At 35.8% G+C, this 16451-nt stretch carries 13 protein-coding genes and 1 pseudogene; 9 read left to right on the forward strand and 5 right to left on the reverse strand.

All coding sequences use genetic code 11. From position 1 onward, the window contains the following. From BMY85_RS02750 to BMY85_RS02785, 8 genes are all read left to right on the forward strand, one after another. Entirely contained in the window at positions 1–2100 is a 2100-nt protein-coding gene (locus BMY85_RS02750; protein WP_092476160.1) for an AAA family ATPase, read from the forward strand. Further along, positions 2093–2911: a class I SAM-dependent methyltransferase gene (locus BMY85_RS02755; protein WP_092476163.1), complete on the forward strand. Its 819-nt coding sequence runs from the start codon at positions 2093–2095 to the stop codon at positions 2909–2911. The genes BMY85_RS02750 and BMY85_RS02755 overlap by 8 nt, the downstream gene beginning before the upstream one ends. Beyond that, a complete protein-coding gene (locus BMY85_RS02760; RefSeq protein WP_092476167.1) occupies positions 2911–3936 on the forward strand; it encodes a sulfite exporter TauE/SafE family protein in 1026 nt (341 codons plus the stop codon). The genes BMY85_RS02755 and BMY85_RS02760 overlap by 1 nt, the downstream gene beginning before the upstream one ends. Beyond that, positions 3933–5084 (forward strand): methionine adenosyltransferase, encoded by a 1152-nt coding sequence (gene metK, locus BMY85_RS02765; RefSeq protein ID WP_092476170.1) that lies wholly within the window; start codon positions 3933–3935, stop codon positions 5082–5084. The genes BMY85_RS02760 and metK overlap by 4 nt, the downstream gene beginning before the upstream one ends. 141 nt (positions 5085–5225) lie before the next feature. After that, positions 5226–5948, forward strand: coding sequence for a DNA alkylation repair protein (locus BMY85_RS02770; protein ID WP_092476175.1), 723 nt, complete (start codon positions 5226–5228; stop codon positions 5946–5948). Positions 5949–5965: 17 nt separating this feature from the next. Continuing rightward, entirely contained in the window at positions 5966–6388 is a 423-nt protein-coding gene (locus BMY85_RS02775) for an SRPBCC family protein (protein ID WP_092476178.1), read from the forward strand. A gap of 4 nt (positions 6389–6392) precedes the next feature. Continuing rightward, positions 6393–6659, forward strand: coding sequence for a zinc ribbon domain-containing protein (locus tag BMY85_RS02780; protein ID WP_092476181.1), 267 nt, complete (start codon positions 6393–6395; stop codon positions 6657–6659). 485 nt (positions 6660–7144) lie between these two features. Then, positions 7145–11647 carry a glycosyl hydrolase gene (locus BMY85_RS02785; RefSeq protein WP_092476184.1) on the forward strand — a complete coding sequence of 1501 codons (4503 nt, stop codon included), beginning with the start codon at positions 7145–7147 and terminating at the stop codon, positions 11645–11647. 580 nt (positions 11648–12227) lie between these two features. On the opposite strand, the pseudogene BMY85_RS16240 reads toward BMY85_RS02785, so the two are convergent. The 5 genes and pseudogenes from BMY85_RS16240 to BMY85_RS02810 form a co-directional block, all read right to left on the reverse strand. Further along, a pseudogene (locus BMY85_RS16240) lies at positions 12228–13148 on the reverse strand (IS256 family transposase). Between the two features lie 120 nt (positions 13149–13268). Next, on the reverse strand, positions 13269–14060 hold the full coding sequence (locus tag BMY85_RS02795) for an HAD-IIB family hydrolase (RefSeq protein ID WP_092476187.1): 792 nt from the start codon (positions 14058–14060) through the stop codon (positions 13269–13271). After that, entirely contained in the window at positions 14060–14458 is a 399-nt protein-coding gene (locus tag BMY85_RS02800; protein ID WP_092476190.1) for an NUDIX hydrolase, read from the reverse strand. The genes BMY85_RS02795 and BMY85_RS02800 overlap by 1 nt, the downstream gene beginning before the upstream one ends. A 9-nt stretch (positions 14459–14467) precedes the next feature. Further along, positions 14468–15139 carry an adenine nucleotide alpha hydrolase family protein gene (locus BMY85_RS02805; protein ID WP_092476194.1) on the reverse strand — a complete coding sequence of 224 codons (672 nt, stop codon included), beginning with the start codon at positions 15137–15139 and terminating at the stop codon, positions 14468–14470. Continuing rightward, a complete protein-coding gene (locus BMY85_RS02810) occupies positions 15132–15725 on the reverse strand; it encodes a YczE/YyaS/YitT family protein (RefSeq protein ID WP_092476197.1) in 594 nt (197 codons plus the stop codon). The genes BMY85_RS02805 and BMY85_RS02810 overlap by 8 nt, the downstream gene beginning before the upstream one ends. 268 nt (positions 15726–15993) lie before the next feature. On the opposite strand from BMY85_RS02810, the gene BMY85_RS02815 reads away from it, so the two are divergent. Then, a complete protein-coding gene (locus tag BMY85_RS02815) occupies positions 15994–16371 on the forward strand; it encodes a glycosyltransferase (RefSeq protein ID WP_242939658.1) in 378 nt (125 codons plus the stop codon). Positions 16372–16451: the final 80 nt, after the last annotated feature.

Genomic DNA, 16451 nt, shown 5'->3' on the forward strand with positions numbered 1-16451 from the left:
ATGGAAGATAGATTAGATCTGAAGCAGTTTCAGACGGAACTAGAACGGCAGACAAAGGAATTTGGCCAATGGATAATTAGCTGTGAAATTGCACTGTACACATTACTTAATCTTCATGGGGAAGAAATAGACCATGTGTTCAAAAAATTGGGATGTGATTCAGAAAACTTAAAGAAAACTCTTTGGAAGAATAACAAGTTAAATAAGCAAAGAGACAGCAGATTAGTTACGCACACTACATTAGTAAGCATTTTAAAGAAATGCAGCAAGAGTGGTACTTATACGATGCTGACAAGTCTTTTGCTAGTAGAAGGCGAGATTCCTTATTATTATTTTGGCCTAACCTATCCAGAGTTTCATTTTCGAGAAAAAATTAAAGATAAGTACCTGACTGAGGTAGTGAATCCCGTTGGGAACAAGAATCCAAAGGAAATCAAGATTGATCATTGTGTAGATATGACATTTGGTGCTTTAGCTAGTGACGAGCCATTTTTCGGAAGAGAGGAAGAACTTGAGCAAATGATTCTGGTGCTGATGCGACGTAAGAAAAATAATGTATTGCTTCTGGGAGAGGCTGGAGTAGGAAAGACTGCATTGGTCGAAGCGTTAGCAAAGAAAATTTCCAAGAGAGAGGTTCCTGAGGAATTATGGGACTCTCATGTGGCAGCATTAAACCTTGCGTCATTAATTGGAGGAGCTTCAGGACGAGGTGAGTTTGAGGAGCGTGTGGAAAATCTGTTTGGGCAGATTAAGAAAGTAAAGGGAAAAGTGATTCTGTTTATTGATGAGTTTCATTCAATAGTTGGTCTGGGAAATGACGGCAGCTTTGACCTTGCGAATCTTCTTAAGCCAGTTCTTGCTAGAAAAGAGATAAAGGTTATTGGGGCGACAACGTTTCGAGAGTACCAAATCTATGTGGAGAAAGATGGAGCCTTAGTAAGACGTTTTCAGAGTGTTCCTGTTCTGGAACTGGATAAAGAAGAGACATATCAGCTACTGCGTAATGTAAAAGAAACTTATGAACAATACCATAAAGTGTACTATCAAGACGAGGCTCTTAGCACATGTGTGGATCTGGCGGACCAGTATATTATGAATCGTCAGTTCCCAGATAAGGCACTGGATATCTTGGATGATATCGGGGTTATTGCCAACAGAATGATGAAAAAGGAAGTTACCCCTGAGATGGTAAGAAGCTTTATCGCAAAGAAATATAAGATTTCCATTCCGGGAAGCAATGGTGAGGCAGGTAATGAAGCAGGTAAACTTCAGGTATTGTTAGCCTCGCTGTTTGGTAATGAACAAGAAAAATTAAAACTAAGAAAGTATCTTTTAGTGTCGCAGTTTATGATGCAGGAAGAAAATATTACAAACTGTCTGTTAGAGTTCTCAGGAATTAGTGACTGTGAAAAGGAAGAGTTTATTAAGGCAATTCGCTATTCGTATTTTCCGATGAAAGAAGTTTATCTGGAGTTAGATCTTAGTACCTATCAGGAAAAGCACACAATATCCAAGCTAATCGGAGCACCTCCCGGGTATGTAGGTAGTCAGGAAAGTGGAATACTGGTGGAGAAGCTTAAAAATTTCCCAAGGCTGTTTGTGGTGATTCGCAATGCCAAAGCAGCCCATCCGGATATCATTGCATTTTTGAAAAAGGTAATACAAGGAAGCATGGTAACGGATATATGGGGTAATGGATATCGCATGAGAAATGCGGTTATTATCGCAGACGAGTGTACGGAACATGGCACGAAGACAGGCCAGAGTGAATTCGGAGAGATTGCGTTTGGTAATGTAACATTTAAACCTTTAACACTGGATGAACTAGAGCAGGCGACAAAAGTTTATATGAAGAGGTTAGCCTGTAACCTAAAGAAGCAGAATATAGTGATGCATTATGATTCTTCAGTTATGGATTGGGTTCGCAGATCGATTCTAAAAGAGCGTAAAGAAGAAGTAGTGAAACGAGACATATCAAGAAACATTATTGAAACAATTGCTGAGTTAATGGCAGATAATTCTAGTAAGAGCAAGAATGTTGAGTTGTATTTTGAAAATGATAAATTAGAGTATCGACAAGGAGGAAAGGATTATGAATGAAGAAAAAAGTTGGCAAGTAACGTATCCCGAAGGTGTGGTTGAATATCTGGATCTGTTCCGTGATAAGTACCTGCAGTATGATGTGTTTGATCCGATTTTACATAAATACATCCAGGAACATAAACGATCAGATGGTAATCGTATCTGTTCTCTTGGTGCAGGAACAGGACGTCATGAAATAGACATGGCCAAATTTGGTTACGATGTTGTTGGACTTGAACGTGATAAGAGATCGGTTGAGATTGCAAATGAACTTTTTGAGATTAACGATGTAAAGGTTGATATGCGAGTGTGTGATTTCTTGAAACCAGAGGAGATTGACAAGGTATGCAGCCAGATTCCAAAGTTTGATGCAATCATTCTGCTGTTCATTCCAATTAGTATGTATGATTATCATCGAGCTCTTGAGAATCTTAAGAAATACCTAAAGCCAGGTGGAGTGTTCATTACCAATTGCTTTGGCTACAGAGAAGAAATTGATAGGGATAAAAAGGTGCTTCGATCCGATATCGAGGTAATCAATAAGGCGCAGCTTGATAAAATGATTGTGCGTCTGAATTACTATGAATTTGAGAAGGATATCGTAAACTGGGATGCGATTTATCTTGTTCCTGATGAAGATGGTGTTGTAAGAATGAAAAAGGATCATGATATCCTGACTGTGAGCCCAGAAGATGAAGTAGAAGATCCTATTGAGGTGAGTAAAGAAGAATTTGAAATTCTTCCAAATTATAAAATAACCGAGTGTAATGACAGCATGACGCCACCGTGCCTTTATGAATATTTAGTAGGAAGGAGACTGCTAAAGTAATGGAACAAAGCAACAAAACAAGTTTCTGGAAAAGGAAAGATATTAGAATACAGTGTGTAATGTATATCATTGTATTTCTAATATGGTTCTTTGGTTACATGAGAAGTATTGGATTTGGAAGCTACATAAAAAATTACCCAATTCCCCTTACTATGGTATTTGGCGGATTTGTTTCTGGATTCACTATCTGTGGTGGAGGAGCTGTGTCTTTCCCTATCTTCTGTAAGGCATTAAAGCTCGATCCTATGATGGCCAGGGATTTTGCACTGGGAATTCAATCATTTGGTATGACCTGTGCTACAATAACGATTATTGTGAAAAAGATACCAATTGAAAAAACAGTAGCAATTTTTTGTACAATTGGCAGTTTCTTTGGCTTGGTATTAGGAAATATATTCGTGGTTCCTTATATTTCTTCCGGTAGTATGAAAATCCTGTTTTCCATTATGACAGCTGCCTTTGGCACATCGTTATTTGCAAAAACCTATTTATTCCGCAAAAATCAAAAACCCATGTATGATAATCTTAAAATTCCAGATACGAGAGCAAAACTGCTTTTGATAGTCATAGGAATCTTTGGTGGTATCTTTACTTCTGTTTTAGGTACCGGAGCAGATATTCTGGCATTTTCCATGGCAACGATTCTATTCCGGTTAAATGAAAAGGTTTTGAATCCTACTTCGGATATTATTATGGCATTGTCGTCCATTATGGGCTTGCTCATGAGAATGTTCTTATTTGATGGTGTGAATTCAGATGCTGCTAGAAGTTTTCCGCTTGCAATTCCTATTGTAATCATTATGGCACCATTTGGTGCTGTCGTAGCAAGTAAGATTAAACGTCTTGCAGTAGTCAAATTTTTGTTGTTTTTCATTGTAGTAGATGTGGCTTCAACATTTAGAAGTGTACATTTTGATGACCAGAGGTTAGCATTTACAATAATATGCTTTTCTGTATTATTACTCTTCTATCTGTTATTAGCAAAGACATCAGCAATTATCGATAAATCGGAGGAAAAGGTATGAAAAAAATAAGTTATTTTACATCAGAGTCGGTTATGGCTGGACATCCAGATAAAATGTGTGATCAGATATCAGATGCTATTCTAGACGCAATTATTGCTAAGGACAGCAAAGCCCATGTAGCATGTGAAACCGTAGCCACAGAAGGTCTTATTATGGTAACCGGAGAGATAACAGCAAATACCACTGTGGATTATGAGAAAATAATCAGAAAGACAGTAAATGATATTGGATATTGTAATGATTTATATGGATTCAATGGAAATACATGTAAGGTATTATTAGCGTTAAAGAAACAGTCACCTGATATTGCCAGAGGGGTAGAAACGGACAAGGTAACGGGGGCGGGAGACCAGGGAATGATGTTTGGTTATGCTTGCAATGAAACGGAACAGCTAATGCCTCTTAGCATCACACTGGCACATAAATTGGTTAAGAAGCTAGATGAGTATAGAAGAACTGTTCCTGAACAGTTAGGTCCTGATGGAAAAGCACAAGTGACGGTAGAATACGAAGATGGCAAAGTTAAGAAAGTAGATACCATTGTTGTTTCCGTTCAGCATGTAGCAAAACTTACTTTAGAGGAATGTAAAACGATGGTAACAGAATATGTGATTAAGCAGGTAATTCCAAAAGAAATGCTTAAATCGGACACTAAAATCTATATTAATCCAACGGGACGATTCGTGGAAGGTGGACCTACAGCGGATGCTGGCTTAACAGGAAGAAAAATAGTTGTAGACACTTATGGAGGATATGCCTCACACGGTGGAGGAGCTTTCTCAGGAAAAGATCCAACTAAGGTTGATCGAACAGGAGCCTATATGGCACGTTATATTGCGAAAAACCTTGTGGCGGCAGGTCTGGCAGATAAATGTCAGATTGAGTTGGCCTACTCAATAGGCAAAGAGGAGCCTGTATCAATTCACATTGACAGTTTCGGAACTTCTAAGCTAGAAGAAGAGGATTTGGTAAAGATCGTGAGAAAGGAATTTCCATTAACTCCTGCTGGTATGATCGAAGAACTTGATTTAAGAAAACCAGTCTATCAAAAGGCAGCATCTTATGGACACTTTGGTAGAGACGAAGTGGAAGGATTTCATTGGGAGCGCACTGATAAAGTGGACAAACTAAAAAAATATTGTAAATAGTCTTGATATTGTACTATAAGGGGCAAGGTGTGTTTTGTGCACTTTGCCCCTGAATTTGTATAAGAAATGACAAGTTGGCAATATTTAAAAAAATGTTTTGTTTTAGAAAGAAATTTGTTATAATGAACAGGGAGGAACATTATGGAAGCGAAAGAGATTATACAACAATTAAAAGAAATGTCTTCTGATAAATTTAAACAAAATGTTGTTCGAATGGGTATTCCAGAAGAAAATAGTATCGGTGTATCGACGGTTATGTTAAGAAAAATGGTTCCGAAGATAGGAAGATCAAATGAACTGGCATGGGATTTATGGAATACTGGTTATCATGAGGCGAAGCTTTTGGCAGTTCTATTGATGGAAAAAAAGAAGGTAACTCTTGACGATGTTCGAAAAATGATGACACAGGTATATTCCTGGGATTTATGTGATCATATTTGTAAGAATTTGATTATTAAGATACCAGGATACCAGAATTTGATTCTGGAATGGTGTGATAATTCAAATACCTATTACCGTAGAGCTGTATTTACGCTGATTGCCAGTGTGTCTGTACATGAAAAAAATGTAACAGAGGAAGAGATTACAAGTTATCTGAACTTGATAAAGGAATGTTCGGAGGATAATCGAGAACATGTGAAAAAGGCAGTATCCTGGGCACTTAGAGAGATTGGAAAGATAGATTATAACTATCTGGAACGTGCTATTGAAACTGCACAGGAATTAAAAGAGCGTTCATCAAAGGCGTGTCAGTGGATTGCTAAAGATGCCTTGAAGGAATTAGAAACTTTAGTTAAGGTTGAAGGACGGACAAGGCTAATCACATCAAAATCCCAGATGGCAAAAGAACAAGGACTTAGCTGAACATAAAGGAGAAGAAGATGCGACGATCAGTTATTGTAGTAGAGATTCCAGCAAATGAGAAAAAGGTATGGGATATCGTGACCGATAATTACCATACCCAATGGAGAAGTGATTTATCGAAAGTAGAAGTGCTAAATGAAAAAGAATTTGTAGAGTATACAAAGAACGGAATACCAACGAAGTTTACAATTGAAGCGAAAGAACCATGCAAATACTATGAATTTTCTTTTGGAAACAATAACATGCAAGGTGTATGGCACGGCAGCTTTTTTGCAGTAAACGAAAATGTAACCAGATTGGAGTTCGTTGAGGAAATTAAAATCAAGAATCCGTTAGTAGAACTGGTTTCTTATATCTTTTTTCCGATTAAAAAGATGCAGAAAACATATATGAAAGACCTCAAAGGGGAAGTGCAGAGGCAGGTAGAACAAAAGGAGTAAAAGTATGGAAGAAAAATATTGTCAGGCATGTGGAATGCCAATGGGTGAGACAAATGAAATGTATGGGACCGAGAAGGATGGTTCCATAAGTAAAGACTACTGTAAGTACTGTTATGATAAAGGAGAGTTTCTCTTTCAGGGAACTATGGATGAGTTCATTGAAAACTGCATTCCTTATATGTTAGAATCCTGCAAAGACATGACAGCAGATCAGGCTAGAGACATGATGAAACAGCAGTTTCCTCATCTGAAACGCTGGAAGGAAGCTTAGATAGTAGTGGTTTAATAAGAAAAAATCTCATAGAAGATTCTAACAAAAGATTTCTATGGGAAATGTTAAAATGACGATTTGAGATCTTAGTGTTAATTTTGCACTAAGGTCTTTTTATTTTTGCTTTCCAGATGTTATTTAAACAGTTAGAAGATATCGGTTACAAATTCTCATAGAAAACCATTTTTAATTATTTTAACTTAAAAGAAACTTAAAATAAAAGCTAAAAAGAACAATAGTAAAATAGTATGGGTAAAATATAACTATTTTTAAGGTTGTTTATAATAAGTTATATATAATGGGAGAAAATAAAGGCTTTGTTTTGTTCATTTCGACAATGTAAAACAATTCAAAATTATGATAAAATAAAATTGCGTGAGGAACTACATTTAGTTACTTTATAATACTTAAAAGGGCAACTTAAAATTAATTAAAATTTTAAGGAAATTCTACTTTCCAAAATTAAGAGAAGGGAGCAATAAGAAGTGAGAAAGAATTACTTGTATAAACGAATCGGTGCACTTATGTTAGCAGCTACCGTTATGGGAACTACTGTTACACAAAACGCATTTTCAGGATTCGTTGCAAAAGCAGCTTCTGAACAGAAGCAAGAAGCAAAAGTATTAAAAGCATGGAATTTTACAACAGGAGCAGACGGCTGGGAATATGGTACTGACTGGGAATATGAATACCATGGTATTGAGAATTCATCCGTATCCTGGGATGAAGGGAAATTAAAAGCAACGGTTGATTATAGTAAAGATGCAGATCAGGGCTGGAGTCAGATGGCAGTTAAGACTTGGGGCAGTAAAACATTTGACTTAACAGGTGCTAATTTGTGTTCTTTTGATTTTTATTATGATTCAAGCTGCAAGACACAAGGAAAATTCCAGTTTAAGCTTTTCTCAAGTGGTGCAGGAATTGAACAGGTTGTATCTTTCGATGAAAAAGATGCAGAAACAGTAGAAGGAACCATTAAAAAAGTAACCGTTGTTACAGATATAGATTTAACAGGTGAAGATATCGCTAGTACATATGATTTTGCTATCTGCTTAGTAGGCAGTGAAACAGACTACGTTGGAGACGTATGGTTTGACAATATTAAACTTCTTTCAGCAGGCAAACAGGAAGAGCCAGCAAAAGAAGGCAAAGTATTAAAATCCTGGAGTTACACAACAGGGACAGACGGCTGGGAATACGGAACAAACTGGGAATACAAATATGATGGAATTAAAAATTCATCGGTATCCTGGGATGAAGGAAAATTAAAAGCAACGGTAGATTACAGTAAAAATGCCGATGAAGGCTGGAGCCAGATGGCAGTTAAGACTTGGGTAAATAATACTATGGACTTAACAGGATTAAACCTTTGTACTTTTGATTTCTTCTATGATGAAAGCAAAATGACACAAGGAAACTTTATGTTCAAACTGTTCTCAAACGGTGCAGGAATTGAGCAGAATGTTACCTTTGAGCCAGAAAATGCAGAAACAGTAGAAGGAACCATTAAGAAAATTTCACTAAGCGTAGACTTAGGCGAACTGACTTCGGAAGATATTGCAGCAGTAAATGATTTTGCAATCTGCTTAGTAGGTGTGAATACAGATTATGTTGGAGATGTATGGTTTGATAATATCAAATTAATTTCTACAACTGCTCAGGAAAAACCAGTGAATGCATTAGCACGTTATACATTTGATAACTCCGCACAAGGCTGGTATTATGGACAAGGCTGGGAATTCAATTATCATAGTGCAGACAAATCTTCTGTAAAACAGGAGAACGGAATGTTAAGAGTAAACTGTGATTTCAGCAAAGATGCGGCTGAAACATGGAGTCAGTTAGCCGCTTGTGTATGGGATAACAACGGATTAAACTTAACAGGTGCGAATCAGACATCTCTTGACTTTATCTTTGATAGAACTCTGTTAAAGAAAGGCTCTTTCAAATTAAAACTGTACTCCAATGATCATATTGATACAACAGCAGATGTCGATCTTGCTGATGCTGAAGAAGTGGAAGGAACAAACTTAATTAAGGTTCCAGTTCATTTCTACTTTGAGCCACTAACAGATGCAGATAAGGTTAATGACTTAGCCGTATGTATTATTGGAAGTTCAACGGATTATGCAGGACCAGTTTATTTAGATAATGTTACGGTAATGAAAGCAGGAGAAGCAACAAGCTCTTATGTAAACTCTACTGTAAAGGCAACAGGTGCTAAATACAAACAAAGTGTAAAAGATGGCGTTCTTACTACATTTGACAAAGATGGAAGTGAAGTAAAAACAAAACTTGCAACACAGGTGCCAGTTGTAGATAGAAAAGCTACCGATGCTGTAAAACAGGCATATGCATATTTAAAAGCAATTGGCTCTACGGATACTGTTATTTACGGACATCAGGATGATACCTTTGCCAAAGCAGGTTCCAAAGACTTATCTACATCCGATACTTATGATGTAACGGGAGCTTATGCAGGTGTATTCGGTATTGATGCCTTAGCATTAGCAGGACAGGAATATAGTGCATATCGATTCAACAATGAAATCGTACCGAAGACGGGAGCACAAAGAGTACCAGAAACATTAGTAGGAAACGTTCAGGCATCTGCAGCACTGACAAACATGGCAATTGAAAGCGGTGCATTAGTAACACTTTCTGCTCATATGCCAAACTTCTCCTTAACAAAGGCAGGAAATTACGACGGTGTTCATTCTTATACAAAATACAACTTCAGTGGTTATACGGTAAATGATTTAACTGGAGATACTATGAATCAGATTCTTCCAGGCGGAAAATACAATGATAAGTTTAATGCTTATCTGGATATGATTGCGGAATATGCAAATCAGGTAGATGGAGCAATTATATTCCGGCCATTCCATGAAAATACAGGTGGATGGTTCTGGTGGGGAACTGCAACCTGTGATGCAGAAACTTACAAGAATGTATATCGTTACACAGTAGAATATTTACGTGATACCAAAGGGGTTCACAACATGTTATATGAATATGGTCCAAGTGCGGATGCAGTAACTGTTGCGGATTATGAAGAACGTTTCCCAGGGGATGAATACGTAGATATCGTTGGTTTTGACTGCTACAACAACAATCCTAAGGATGATGATACTTTCGTAAATATATTAAAAGCACAGTTAGATGTTACGGGAGAATTTGCAAGCCAGCATAACAAATTATTAGCTGTAACAGAAACTGGTATGGCTTCTACTTCTGTAGATAAGGGAGATCACCAGACAGCAGTACATAAAGTAGGCAACAAAGACAAAGACTGGTACTTAAAGGTTATGGAGACTGTTGCAAAATCTGATGCAAGTTATTTCTTATTATGGGCTAACTTTGCTGAAAATGATGGTTTCTATTCTCCATATGTAAAATCTGTAAATGAAGATGGTTCTTTATATGGACATGAATTATTAGATAATTTCATTAACTTCTACAATGATCCAAGAAGTGCATTTACTTCTAACATGCAGAATGCAATGGAACAGTTAAAGGATGTTAAGATTGATGCTATCGCTATCTCTGATGCAGCAAATGGATACATTACATCCCCAGCTTCCGGTTCTAGAATCTTAGAAGCTACGGATATAACTGCAAAACTTGTAAATGTAGAAGCTGCGGATAAAGTAGAGATTGTATTTTACGGTGCAGATAATGTAGTGGAAAAAGTAACTGCTGCTACAGCGGATGGAGTAAATTACAAAGCAAGATTAGATGCCGATACTTTAAAAGCATTAGGTTCTACAGTTGGAACAATGGCTCTTTTGGTAAATGGAGAAACAATTCAGACAATTAATGCAACTTACAATATTCCAGAACCAGTGATTGATCCATTGGTAGCAGATAACTTTGAAGATTACTATGGTGTAGAGTCCTTATTAAATAAGGCTTGGCCAATGATGAAATATTCAGGCTGCTCACTTAACTTGGGACTTACAAAAGAACCTGGCAAATTCTATGAAGGAAACTATGGTTTAAAATTCACATATGATGAAAGTGCAGACGGATGGGCTGGTGCAACAATTGCAAAAGATGCAAACTGGTCTGGATGCAATGCATTGCAGTTATGGACAATTCCAGATGGAAACAATCAGAAGACAGTAGTCCAGATTACAGCCAATGATAAGGTATACGAAGTATACTTAAATAAATATGCAGAATACGCAAATTCTACAGAACCTATGTTAATCACAATTCCATTTAGTGAATTCTGTGAAAGAGATACAGCAGGCAATCCAAAAGGAAACCTTCCAAGTGATTCCTTCAAGATTTCTTCTGTCGGTCTTTGGGTAAATGCAATTGATGGAACTCCTGCTGTCATAGATGGCAGAGTAACAGGAACGATCTACTATGATGCAGTAAAGGCAGTAAAAACAGATAAGACTGCAATTACATTTGAAAAAACAGATGCTCCACAGCCAAGTGTAGCACCAAGCGTGGAGCCAAGCATAGAGCCATCTGTAGCACCAAGTGTGAAACCAAGCATAGAGCCATCTGTAGCACCAAGTGTGAAACCAAGCGTAAAGCCAAGTGTAGCACCATCAGTTGAGCCAACGCCAAGCGTAAAACCAGAAGGCATTTGTCCAAAAGTTAAAGTAGAAACCAGTAACTTTGGAGGAATTTCTCAGAAATACACAATTACAAATGGTGGAACAAAAGCATTTGATTTATCGAAGCTTACAGTTCGTTATAACTATAAGAAGTCAGGTAATTTAGGACAGCAGTTCTGGTGTGATAATGCAGCTTTGGCATTAAATGAAGCACCATATTATGTAAGCCTGGGTTCCAGTGTAAAAGGAGAATTTAAAGACGGTTATTTAGAGATTTCATTTGCGGATGCATACGTAATGAAATCTGGAGAATTGACATTACAGATTAGATTAAACCAGGAAAACTGGGCAAGCTACGAAAACTTTGAAGAAGGTGCAGTAGAAGTATACTACGATGGCCAGTTAATAAAATAATGATATAATATAGTATGAATGATAAGAAAGAGGTCACTGCGAAAGCGGGACCTCTTTTAACGTGCTTAGGATTTAAATATGAAAAAATTTTGACATAACTTTGCTATGCAATTATAAAAAGAGTTTATTGCTTAAAAAAATTAGCGATAATGGTAATTGGGAAAATTGTAATGGTATAAAATGATATTTCCTATATAGTTGTTTTGGATTACCGATTTCCTATAATAGGTTAGAAAATAGTTGGGGAAAAATATTTTGGTTCAACGGTTATTCCAAATATTTTACATGGAGGACAAGACAGAATGAAAGACAAGATTTTTGGTGTAATGTAACGTGTTGTGATATGCCCCCTGTCAAGTAGACAGGTCTAAAATATTTAAAATAAGATGCTCTAAATCAGTCGTACGATTTCGTGCGGCTGATTTTTATGCAACACCAGAGACTGTTTCAAGTTTTGTGTAAATAAATAAAACTGATGTAAGATTTATAGGAGCAGGAGCGCTTTATTCAGTCCTACTCTTAACTGCATGATACAACTATTTTTTTGTATGTCAATATAACCTGTGAAAACAGGTGAGTTTTAAATGCTATATTTGTCTAACTTTTCTTCAAAATAGATTTCCAGCTGGGAATGGCTCTGGCCCAAGTCATGGCGGTGTTTCATCCATTTTTTGTGATATCCATTGTGGCCAGATACAGCATCTTTATAAGGCTGTCATCGGATGGAAATACCGTCTTGCTTTTGGTTACCTTGCGGAGCTGTCTGTTAAACCCTTCTATTGCATTTGTCGTGTAAATCAGTCTCCGTACCGCTTCTGGATATTTAAAATAAGTAGAAAGCGTAGCCCAGTTGTCATTCCATGATTTATATATTTTAGGATATTTGGAATCCTACTTATTCTCCTACATACATTTTCAGCACATCCTTATGCCCTTCCATATCTATCCCCAATGCTATGTAAACTGCACGTTTTACAATTCGTCCTTCACTTCGTACATGATAGGGAATGGCATCCATAAATACTACCGTATAAACCTCTTCCAAAGGACGTTCCTGCCATTCCTTAACAATAGGCATGATTTTGTCTGTTATACGGCTTATGGTGCTGTCTGAGACATCAATGTCATACATTTCTTTCATGTGAGACTCAATATCTCCGGTAGTCATTCCTTTTGCATACATAGAAAGGATTTTTCTTCCATGTCTTGGGTAACTGTGTTTTGGTATTTCTTAATGAGCTGCGGCTCGTATTCTCCATTGCGGTCACGTGGAATGGAAACGTCCATATCACCATAGCTTGTGTGCATGGTTTTCTTTGAATGCCCGTTTCTGCTGTTGTCCGTTTTCTTATTCCTGTAATCATACTTGGAATACCCCAATTCCTTGTCTAACTCCTCATCGAGTACACCTTCCAGAATACTGGACATCATTGTTCTTCAGATAGTCACGCATCATTTCTCTCATAGCAGCTTTTTGTGGGCTGTCGTTTTTTCTTGCCATAAAATAAAACCTCCAAACTGAGTAATGATATCTTACACCAGTTTGAAGGTTTACACAAACTTTGGGACAGTCCCGCTTGATCACAACAACTTTAAGTTACCACAACATAGTTTCCATTATTTATATTTTCATAGCTTCATTAATAGCATTAATAATACTTTCAGATTTATAATCTACAATATTAATATCAGCTAACTTTACTAATGTATCATTGTTTGATTTTACTGATATGCCGATGTTGGCATTTTTTATTAATTCTATGTCATTACTATCATTTCCAAATGCAATTATCTTGTAATCTGTAATATTTTTACTCTTTAAAAAACGCTTTAACATCTTCCATTTTGAACAGTTATTTGCAACTATATCAACAGTATTATCTGAATGAACAAAATATTGAATTCTGCTACATAACTTGTCTAATTTGTCTTGTACAACATCACTTATTGGTTCCAATAATGATATCTTATATGCTTTGTTGCTAATATTAAATAGTTCAGTATAAATATTCTCATCTTTTCCTTCATCCTTTAATACACTTATAAATGGATGTTCTACATAGCTTGGAACATAAACTGCATTACCTAATTCTAAATAATATTGAATCTGATATTTTTCAAGAAAAGAACATAAATTTATGCATGTTTTTTGTTCAATATAATTTGATAGCACAATTTGATTTTTTTCTAACACAAATGCTCCGTTGCATAGCAATAATATATTATTTATAAATTCTTTAGGTAAGACAGCCTTCGCTCCACGAATAGATCTTGATGTTGCAAATAAAACCATATGTCCATTCTTCATAAGCTGGTTTAGCTTTACTATAATACTATTTTCTATTTTACTATTAATTGCAATTGTTCCATCTAAGTCAAAAACGAATATTTTTTCTATTAAATTATCTTTCATCACATTAAATCTTGAGCAATAAGTTGGGGGATAACAAATTTCTCGAGAATACTCCCTAATTTTACTTGTTTTTCTTTATAATTTCTATCTATCCATATATATTCTTTAATTTCATTTTCAACTTTCATATCTCCTGATACTTTAGTTAAGTAAGTTCTTACTTTTATAGGTACATTTTCAAACACTGCAATATCTGTATATTCCCCCATAAAATTAGCTGAAATCAAATCAATGTTTAATTCTTCTTTTAGCTCACGGCTTAGTGTTTCTAAGTCTGTTTCTTGTCCCTCTCTTTTGCCTCCAGGTATAATAAATTCTTTAAAATTTGCTTTTGTACGTTTTCTAACAACTAATATTTTTTTATCTTTTAGGATAACTCCACCAATTTTATCTATCATCACAATCTCCTATCTGACTAATTTGATTCTTTCATCAATATAATCACAACATATGTTTAGCCTTCTTTCTAAGAAGTCGCTAATTTTTTCATCTTCTGTTTTACTAAAAGTATTGCTAAATAAACAAGTATCTTCCATGGATTGAATTGAGATACCATTATCTAAAAGTTTATATTTAATCTCTTTCTTATCCTGAATATCAGATAATACTGTCTTATATGTAATTCCATATCGACCATATAATTTTTTAAAAAATTCAAGTGATACCTTATTTTGCTCTGGAAAATCATTTTGATATCCTGTGCTTCCGTCAGCGGCTGTTTTTATATCATTACACAAACAGTAAATTATTGTTTCTGTATGCATAGCCATTCTACAACCTAAACAAATCAAATTTGTATGGTATCTTTGAAAATCTTGTTCAATATTTGCTAAGGATAATTTACGAAAAAGTCCTCTGTGAGACATTTCAATCAATTGTATATTTTTTTCACCGACAACTTGTTCAATTTCCTTATATCTAATTTTATGTAGACCATTTGAAATGCTGGCACCATGTTCAAAATGTAGCAAATCTAAATGATATCCTTCCTTTCTAAGCTGAAGCACTGATAAACTACAGTCAATTCCACCTGAAAATAGTATTACAACTTTCTTTTCCGCTTGTGCATTATTAATCATACGTTTTAATTCCTTTCTGTAGAAAAATATAAAAAAAGTTAACAAAAAAACCAGAGAAAAAAGTAACAATTACTGTTCCAATTCCTATTGGTCCTCCAATCAATAATACCATTATTAGAAATATTACTTCCATAATTGTTTTTCCGATCCATAAATTGGATTTCAAAATATTGCTTATATTAATCATCAATTGATCAATTGGACCTTTAACTAAGTCTGCAGATATGTACAATGAAACTCCAAAAGCATTAATAATCATTCCAATAAAAAAAACTATCACTTTAACTCCAATATTAGATGTATGAATATTTAAAATTAATAACCAGAAATCAATACATGTTCCTACTATGATACTAGTTAAAAAAGAAAACATACTTGGAATACATTTCTGAATAAGTGCATTTAATAGAATTATTATTATTCCCAAAATCATGCACCATCTTCCAGTTGATATAGGAGTAATATTCCCCATGCCAGCACAAAGTCCATCAAACGCTGACAGTCCAATTCCAGCTTGGAGTAATAAAACAGTTCCTAATGCCATTATCAGTAAACCTAATGCATAGAACAGAAATTTTTTAATCATTTTTATGTATTTTTCCTTTCTTGGCACAATTTGATATTTAACTTTTTACCACTATTTCTCATTATACTTCAATTAATTTTAATATGTCAATATTTATAAGGAAAATTATCACGGTAAACGCATGATTTTTCCTCTATTCACAGGAAGCTTCCTATTGTATCGTCCACCACAACATTTGCATTTAACCGGTATTCTTCTGCCATTATGAAAACTTCTTTTCGGGAACTGGTGAAAATGCTATGGGACATGCCAAAGACAAAGAAACTTCTTGCGCCACATTGAAGGATTAGGAGACATTCCAGAAAATATTGTTGTTGCGGCATCTGTAGATCAGATGGCAGTTCTAAAGAAAGCAGATGTATTTCTATCTCACTGTGGCATGAATTCGGTCAATGAAAGCTTGTACTTTGAAGTACCGCTAGTTATGTTTCCACAAACCAATGAACAGACAGGTGTTGCAAGGAGAGTAGAACAGGTCGGGGCAGGAGTATTTTTGAAAGAGAATCGAAACGATGCAATTCGTTCTGCATTGGAAAGAGTTCTTGATCAGGCTTGTTATAAGGAGGCAGCAAAAAAAATTTCAGATGGGTTTAAAAAGTGTGGAGGTGCAAAGGCAGCTGCAGAAGCTATTTTGAAAGTTGTGTAGTGGGTATAGTGAATTTAGAAGATAGCGAATGCTTTAAAATCGGCAGGAAGAAAATCTAGTGTGCCAACAGTGGAGAGCTA

The organism is [Clostridium] polysaccharolyticum, from assembly GCF_900111595.1.
Taxonomy (GTDB): Bacteria; Bacillota; Clostridia; order Lachnospirales; family Lachnospiraceae; genus Clostridium_AI; species Clostridium_AI polysaccharolyticum.

Bases quoted from the DNA above. Each gene is read 5' to 3' on its own strand.
- metK (WP_092476170.1), top strand. From the start codon at position 3,933: ATGAAAAAAATAAGTTATTTTACATCAGAGTCGGTTATGGCTGGACAT.
- BMY85_RS02760 (WP_092476167.1), top strand. From the start codon at position 2,911: ATGGAACAAAGCAACAAAACAAGTTTCTGGAAAAGGAAAGATATTAGA.
- BMY85_RS02810 (WP_092476197.1), bottom strand. From the start codon at position 15,725: ATGATTAAAAAATTTCTGTTCTATGCATTAGGTTTACTGATAATGGCA.
- BMY85_RS02780 (WP_092476181.1), top strand. From the start codon at position 6,393: ATGGAAGAAAAATATTGTCAGGCATGTGGAATGCCAATGGGTGAGACA.
- BMY85_RS02755 (WP_092476163.1), top strand. From the start codon at position 2,093: ATGAATGAAGAAAAAAGTTGGCAAGTAACGTATCCCGAAGGTGTGGTT.
- BMY85_RS02770 (WP_092476175.1), top strand. From the start codon at position 5,226: ATGGAAGCGAAAGAGATTATACAACAATTAAAAGAAATGTCTTCTGAT.
- BMY85_RS02800 (WP_092476190.1), bottom strand. From the start codon at position 14,458: ATGATAGATAAAATTGGTGGAGTTATCCTAAAAGATAAAAAAATATTA.
- BMY85_RS02775 (WP_092476178.1), top strand. From the start codon at position 5,966: ATGCGACGATCAGTTATTGTAGTAGAGATTCCAGCAAATGAGAAAAAG.
- BMY85_RS02805 (WP_092476194.1), bottom strand. From the start codon at position 15,139: ATGATTAATAATGCACAAGCGGAAAAGAAAGTTGTAATACTATTTTCA.
- BMY85_RS02750 (WP_092476160.1), top strand. From the start codon at position 1: ATGGAAGATAGATTAGATCTGAAGCAGTTTCAGACGGAACTAGAACGG.
- BMY85_RS02795 (WP_092476187.1), bottom strand. From the start codon at position 14,060: ATGAAAGATAATTTAATAGAAAAAATATTCGTTTTTGACTTAGATGGA.